Source organism: Enterobacter cloacae complex sp. I3, assembly GCF_014896175.1.
Classification (GTDB): domain Bacteria; phylum Pseudomonadota; class Gammaproteobacteria; order Enterobacterales; family Enterobacteriaceae; genus Enterobacter; species Enterobacter bugandensis.
In genome coordinates, this window is record NZ_JADBQZ010000027.1 from 45,545 (window position 1) to 51,807 (window position 6,263).

Here is a 6,263-nt window from a genome sequence, read left to right on the forward strand (position 1 = left end):
AATGTTCAGGACTGAATGTCCTGAAAATGAGGATGATATGGATAAACGCTTTTCAGCATTAGACCTGGACGCGCTGCGCAGCTTTGTGGAGGGGATCCAGTCCGCCAGTTTTGCCGAGGCGGCGGACAGGCTGTGTCGGTCCACCTCTGCGGTCAGTGCCCAGTTAAAAAAGCTGGAGCAGCAGTGTGGCGTGGCTCTGACCGTTAAGCAGGGGCGTACGCTGGCACTGACCCGAGAGGGTGAAATTCTGCTGAGCTACGCCCGACGCATGCTGGTATTAAATGATGAAGCGCTCCGGGCTATCAGAGGTGAGTTGCTTCAGGGCGAGGTACGGCTGGGTATGCAGGAGGACTTTGGCGAGTCCGTGATGCCGAAGGTCCTCGGCGATTTTCACAGACAACACCCTGAGCTTCGCATGACGGCACGTGTCGATCGCAACCCGCCGCTGCTGCGCGGCGTGGCGGCGAATGAACTCGATCTGGCGCTGGTCTGGCAGGAAGGTCGAGAAGGCGACTACGTGCGAAGCGAACCGCTGGCATGGATTTGCCGGTCCCGCGAGGACATTGAGGTCCTTCTGCAACGAGGTGAGCCGCTGCCGCTGGTGATGTTTGACGCGCCCTGCCTCCTGCGAAGCCGGGCCATCGCGGCACTGGATGCCGCAGGTATTCCCTGGCGTATCGCTTATACCAGCTATAGCCTGAGCGGGCTGTGGGCGGGAGTTAGCGCGGGGCTGGGTATTACGCTCCGCACGCGTATTGGTCTGCCCGAGACGTTACGGATCGACAGCCACCTGCTGCCAGATGCAGGAGAACTGGGAATCGCGCTGCATCAGGGGAGCGCCTCCCCCGATGCAGCTATTACCAGCATGAAGGCGCTGATCCTCAGGACGCTGAATGGATAAGCGTTGGGACTTGCGAGAGTAAGAACAGGATTAGGCCTATCGTCCCGCCCACCAGCGTGCCGTTGACGCGGATGAACTGCAGGTCTTTGCCGATGTTCAGCTCAATCTGGCGGGACATGTCTTTGGCGTCCCAGCTTTTGACCGTGTCGCTGATGTGGCGGGTCAGGAACGCGGCGAAATCCGGCGCGACGCGGTGCGCGGCCTGCTCCAGATGCTCGTTCAGCGACGCGCGCAGGCTGGCGTCGTTTGTTAACGTTTCGCCAAACCACAGCCCGGCGTTGGCGATGCGCTGCTTCACGCGCGAATCCTCGCTCTGCATATCCGCCTTCAGCCACTGGCGCAGGTCAGCCCACATCTCGCCCAGATAGCGGTTAAACGCCTCATCGTTTTTCAGGTAGTGCTTGATGTTATCGGCTTTCGCCGCCATTTCCGGATCGTTTTTCAGGTTGTCGATAAGCTTCAGCGTGGCGCGGTCGAACGCCTGACGGATCTGGTGCGTGCGGTCGTGGCTGATATCGTCCAGCAGCGTGTTGACAGCGTTCGACACCATCTCCGCGCTTTGATCGCCCAGCCACTCCGTGGGGAGCACCATCGCCTTGCGCGGATGCTCGGTTTTGAGCCAGTGGACAATCTGATCGGCAATAAACTCCCGCGTGCTTTCCCGCTGAATCAGGGTAATCAGGCGGTTGATGATGGCGTCCAGCAGCACCTGGTGGCGGTTGTTTTTGGTCATGCTCTCCAGCATCACGGCGCTGGTTTCGGTGAAATCGACCTTGTCGATAGCTTTATGCACCGCGCGTTTGAGCAGGCGCTGAATGCGCCCGTCGTCGGTTAACTCAAGAAAACCGCTCATCACCTGCATCAGATGCAGCCCGACGCGCTGGGCGTTGTCGGGCTTGCTGAACCAGGCGCCAATCATCTGCGCTGGCTCATAGCGGCGGATCAGCGCCACAAGCGACTGAGTATCAAGAAACTTCTCCTGCACGAACTGGCCAAGATTGTCGCCGATTCGGTCCTTATTGCGCGGGATAATCGCCGTATGGCGCGAAATAAACGGAATGGGAACCCGGCGGAACAGCGCGACGACGGCAAACCAGTCCGCCAGCGCGCCGACCATCGCCGCCTCGGCAATGGCTTTGACGCCGCGCACCCAGAAGGTCTGCGGCAGGAAGAGGGTGGTGACAAAGGCCGCGGCGGCAATCAGCAGCAGCGACAGCGCCAGCAGCTTGGCGCGTTTGAGTTCAGCGATTTTTTCCATGGGTTAAGGATAGAGGGAAGCGGGGGAAAAGTGCAAAAATCGCCACAGCACCCACCCGCCAAACCCCATCAGCACCACGCCCGCCGTGCGCTCAATCCACCACAGCGAACGGCTGAGCTTCTGTTGCACCGCCGATAGCCCCATCATCGACACCAGCGCCAGATCCCACGCCAGCACCACCATCACCATCCAGACGCCGCAGGTCGCATGCTGAAGCAGCGTGACGTCCGGCCCGAGTAACGCCGTCATCAGCGCCAGGTAGAACAGCGCATTTTTTGGATTTAACAGCGCCGATCCCAGCCCCAGCAGGAGCTGCTTCATCAGAGAAGGGCACCGCTGTCGGGTTTCTGCAAGCGTCAGCGCCTGCGGTTGGCTGCGCACCAGATGCGAGCCGATCCACAGCAGGTACAGCGCCCCGCATACCTCGATAAGCGTAAACAGCCACGTAAACTGGCGCAGCGCGCTCCAGCCGATAATCACCAGAACAATATAGAGCGCGTTACCCGCGGCGATGCCGACGCACAGCCCGGCGCTGCCGCGCAGCCGATAGCGCGCCGCGTAGCCCACAAGCAGGAAAAAATCCGGACCCGGGCTCAACAGCGCAACAAAATGCGCCAGCGCCAGAGCGAGAAAAGCGGAAGGGAAGAACAGTTCCATAGCGACCTCAGTTAACCATCTGAGGACAGGCTACGGCGCAGCAGACCCTATTTATTGTCTGATATTGATCGGCCCGTGGCGTACTGGCGCGGCGTGGCGGCGGTATAGCTGACGAAGGTCTTATGAAAATGGCTCTGGTCGGCAAAGCCGCTCTGGTAGCCGACGTCGGCGATGTCGTCCCCGGCACGTAGCCGCGCTTTGGCGAACTCCACGCGGGAGATGTTGAGGAAGCTGCCCGGCGTCAGGCCGGTGTCCTGCCGGAAGGTGCGGATCAGCGTCTCCTTGCGCAGCGAGAAGCGTTGGGCAAGTTCGTCGAGAGAGGGCGGGCTGGTGAGATTGGAAAGAAACGCCTCCTGAACCTGCTGGCTGGTTGGCCGAAGCGCGTCTGCGTTATCTGCGCAGCGGGGAAGGGCAGAAAGCAGCGCCTCCACGGACGCTGGAGACATTGTCTTAACGACGTCCAGGTAATGGGCAAACAGGGCAGGGTTACGAATCACCTGTAGCGCCAGAGGAAAATCGGTGTCGATATAGAGCATATGGTAGCTGCGCGGCTGCCCGTCGACGGGGTTGCAGCTGTGCGGCACATAAGCCGGGATCGCAATGAGGTCCCCGGGATGAAGAATGTACTCTTGGTCATGACACACGCAGCAGGTCTGGCCCTCAACAATCGCGCCGATGGAGAGTTGAGGGTGACAGTGGCGTTTGTACGCCTGCGTGCTCTGCCAGGTGCTGCGCAGCTCAAGGCCCCTGGCGCGGTGAAAAGTCTGGCGAACGTGTCGGGTATCGGTCATGGAAACTCCTTCTGGACGTTTTTTATACCACGTCAGCGAACCGTCCGGCACTGCTTAACTCAGAACCTTCCGGATATACCCAACTTTACGTCCACAGCCAGTCATGTTGACTACCCTTAATACCCTAAGCGGTAAAACATGGAGATTCGATATGGCTTATCAGACAGTAAATCCTGCCACTAACCAGCTCATCAAAGAATACCCCTCACATACCGACGCGGATATCGAAGCGGCGCTGAAGGCGGCCGATGCGCTTTACCATTCGGAATGGGCGAAAGGCGACATCAGCCAGCGCCTGCCGGTGCTGCATAAGCTTGCCGACCTGATCGACGAGCGCGTGGAGGATCTGGCCAAAATCGCCAGCCAGGAGATGGGTAAGCTCATCGAACAGAGCCGCGGCGAGGTGAAGCTTTGCGCGCAGATCGCCCGCTACTACGCCGACAACGCGAAGCAGTTCCTCGCCCCGGTGAAGTACGACTCTGAACTTGGGGAAGCGTGGGTGGAGCATCACCCCATCGGCGTGCTTATGGCCGTCGAGCCGTGGAACTTCCCGTACTACCAGCTGATGCGCGTCCTGGCACCAAACCTGGCGGCGGGTAACCCCGTTATCGCCAAGCATGCCAGCATCGTGCCGCACTGCGCCGAGACCTTTGCGCATCTGGTGCGCGAGGCGGGTGCGCCGGAAGGGGCGTGGACGAACCTGTTTATCTCGTCCGAACAGGTGGCGAATATCATCGAAGACGATCGTGTGCAGGGCGCAGCGCTAACCGGCTCTGAAAAGGCGGGCAGCGTGGTGGCCGCGCAGGCGGCGAAGCACATTAAGAAATCGACCCTCGAACTGGGCGGTAACGACGTCTTCGTGGTGTTAGACGACGCGGACCTGGATAAAGCGGTTAAGATTGGCGTGAATGCGCGGCTCAACAACGCAGGGCAGGTTTGTACCGCGGCGAAGCGCTTTATCCTGCACGAGAAAATTGCCGACGCGTTCCTCAGCAAATTTACCGAGGCGTTTAAGCAGGTGAAGATTGGCGATCCGCTGGACGAGAGCACCACGCTGGGGCCGCTCTCTTCCAAAGATGCGCTGGAAACGCTGACCAAACAGGTTAACGAGGCGGTGAAAAACGGTGCCACGCTGCACTTTGGCGGCAAGCCGGTGCAGCGCGACGGGAGCTTCTTCGAACCGACGATCCTGACGAATATCTCCCGCGATAACCCGGCGTACTTCGAAGAGTTCTTCGGCCCGGTTGCGCAGATGTACGTGGTGAAAAACGACGACGAGGCGGTCGCGCTGGCGAACGATTCCCACTACGGCCTGGGCGGGGCGGTGTTCAGCCAGGACATCGAGCGCGCGAAGGAAATGGCGTCGCGGATCGAGACCGGGATGGTGTACATCAACTGGCTCACCGATACCGCAGCAGAGCTGCCGTTCGGCGGCGTGAAGCGTTCCGGCTACGGACGCGAGCTGTCGGATCTGGGGATCAAAGAGTTTGTGAACCAGAAGCTGGTGGTGGTGCGTAAGTAAGAGGTAATAAAAAAACCTGCCGGTTGGCAGGTTTTTTCAGTTGATTACTGTACTTCGATCTTGTCCCAGCCGCTTTTGAACATGCAGCTGTCGACTAACGTATCCCGGCGATATTCATTCGCGTCTTCAACCGTGTAGCTCGTGGAAATATCCTTTTTCTTGTTCTTTTTGTCCGTTTTTTCCGAGCTCGAACCGGTCACCACGTTATCCGGAGGCAGATCGATCAGGGCCTGCGCTTCGCATTCCGTAAGCTTTTTATTCATCTCAGCGTCGCTCACGCCCGGTTTTACCCATTTGTACTGGACGCAGCCGGTGAGCATCAGCGTGAGGCTCAGAACGCAAAGCGCGGTAATGCGGTGTTTCATCAGAAGCTAACTCCACCGCCGACATATGCGCCATCAATCAGGGTGTGGTTTGGACGACCATCTTTACCGTCAACGCTCACGTGGCGGTAGCCTACTTTCAGCGTAACCGGTTTGATTGGGGTCCAGCTTACGCCGCCGTTAGCTTCAACGTAGTTTTTCACGCTGTTGTTCAGGCCTTCTGGTGCCGCATAGCCTTCGCCATAGACGTGGATGCTGTCGGTCAGCGCAACGTTTACGCCGCCGCCAATCGGGAAGGCCACGCCGTTATCGCCTTTTTTCGGGCCGATGTAGATGGCTTTTGCGCCCGCATTCAGCATCACCGGGCCCACTTCCAGGTTGTAACCTGCGCCCACGCCACCGGTCTGGGTACCGTCGTCGGTGTTTTTCAGCCAGTTACTTTCGAGATAAACACCGGATGAGGATTTGCCCATTTCCAGGTTGAGGTTGGTAAAGTTTTTACCCTGCTCAATGCTGCCGCCCATTGCCAGTGCGGAACCCGAGATGGCGGTCAGTGCAGAAAGAAGAAGAATGTTCAGTTTTTTCATGTTTCGTGCCTCATCATCAAATTAATCTGGGGGCACCTTAACAAGCGATGTTTATGACTGCAAATGTGATGCAAATCGACTTTTCATGCTGTAATTGTTAATTCTTTTATCTTTATTTGTAACGCTTAAGTTGGGTTGTCGGTGTGTCAACGCGCAAATTTCAGGTGTTGAGGAAAAGTTTAATTTTTTGACTAAACGAAATCTGAACGAGGCAGGGATAGTGA

7 protein-coding genes are annotated in these 6,263 nt (G+C 58.1%); 2 read left to right on the forward strand and 5 right to left on the reverse strand.

Annotated features, from left to right (window positions below; genetic code table 11):
• Positions 1-37: 37 nt before the first annotated feature.
• Positions 38-901: a LysR substrate-binding domain-containing protein gene (locus IM271_RS19150; protein WP_028015386.1), complete on the forward strand. Its 864-nt coding sequence runs from the start codon at positions 38-40 to the stop codon at positions 899-901.
• Here IM271_RS19150 and IM271_RS19155 read toward each other — a convergent pair.
• Genes IM271_RS19155 through IM271_RS19165 form a run of 3 tightly spaced genes read right to left on the reverse strand, consistent with a single transcriptional unit; the run spans position 882 to position 3,607 of the window.
• A complete protein-coding gene (locus tag IM271_RS19155) occupies positions 882-2,159 on the reverse strand; it encodes a DUF445 domain-containing protein (RefSeq protein WP_028015387.1) in 1,278 nt (425 codons plus the stop codon). The two genes, IM271_RS19150 and IM271_RS19155, sit on opposite strands and share 20 nt — an antisense overlap.
• Positions 2,160-2,162: 3 nt before the next feature.
• Positions 2,163-2,816, reverse strand: a complete 654-nt coding sequence (locus IM271_RS19160; protein ID WP_193053014.1) for a LysE family translocator — start codon at positions 2,814-2,816, stop codon at positions 2,163-2,165.
• Positions 2,817-2,863: 47 nt separating this feature from the next.
• A complete protein-coding gene (locus tag IM271_RS19165; RefSeq protein ID WP_048999302.1) occupies positions 2,864-3,607 on the reverse strand; it encodes an AraC family transcriptional regulator in 744 nt (247 codons plus the stop codon).
• 151 nt (positions 3,608-3,758) lie between these two features.
• On the opposite strand from IM271_RS19165, the gene IM271_RS19170 reads away from it, so the two are divergent.
• Positions 3,759-5,129: an NAD-dependent succinate-semialdehyde dehydrogenase gene (locus tag IM271_RS19170; protein ID WP_193053015.1), complete on the forward strand. Its 1,371-nt coding sequence runs from the start codon at positions 3,759-3,761 to the stop codon at positions 5,127-5,129.
• A gap of 44 nt (positions 5,130-5,173) precedes the next feature.
• Here IM271_RS19170 and IM271_RS19175 read toward each other — a convergent pair whose 3' ends face one another.
• Both IM271_RS19175 and IM271_RS19180 read right to left on the reverse strand, forming a co-directional pair.
• A complete protein-coding gene (locus IM271_RS19175) occupies positions 5,174-5,494 on the reverse strand; it encodes a hypothetical protein (RefSeq protein ID WP_028015390.1) in 321 nt (106 codons plus the stop codon).
• Positions 5,494-6,039: a YfaZ family outer membrane protein gene (locus IM271_RS19180; RefSeq protein WP_028015391.1), complete on the reverse strand. Its 546-nt coding sequence runs from the start codon at positions 6,037-6,039 to the stop codon at positions 5,494-5,496. The genes IM271_RS19175 and IM271_RS19180 overlap by 1 nt, the downstream gene beginning before the upstream one ends.
• Positions 6,040-6,263 lie beyond the last annotated feature (224 nt).

What these genes read in the sequence shown, in the direction of transcription:
- IM271_RS19170 (WP_193053015.1), top strand. Translation starts at nt 3,759, where the DNA reads ATGGCTTATCAGACAGTAAATCCTGCCACTAACCAGCTCATCAAAGAA.
- IM271_RS19150 (WP_028015386.1), top strand. Translation starts at nt 38, where the DNA reads ATGGATAAACGCTTTTCAGCATTAGACCTGGACGCGCTGCGCAGCTTT.
- IM271_RS19175 (WP_028015390.1), bottom strand. Translation starts at nt 5,494, where the DNA reads ATGAAACACCGCATTACCGCGCTTTGCGTTCTGAGCCTCACGCTGATG.
- IM271_RS19160 (WP_193053014.1), bottom strand. Translation starts at nt 2,816, where the DNA reads ATGGAACTGTTCTTCCCTTCCGCTTTTCTCGCTCTGGCGCTGGCGCAT.
- IM271_RS19180 (WP_028015391.1), bottom strand. Translation starts at nt 6,039, where the DNA reads ATGAAAAAACTGAACATTCTTCTTCTTTCTGCACTGACCGCCATCTCG.
- IM271_RS19165 (WP_048999302.1), bottom strand. Translation starts at nt 3,607, where the DNA reads ATGACCGATACCCGACACGTTCGCCAGACTTTTCACCGCGCCAGGGGC.
- IM271_RS19155 (WP_028015387.1), bottom strand. Translation starts at nt 2,159, where the DNA reads ATGGAAAAAATCGCTGAACTCAAACGCGCCAAGCTGCTGGCGCTGTCG.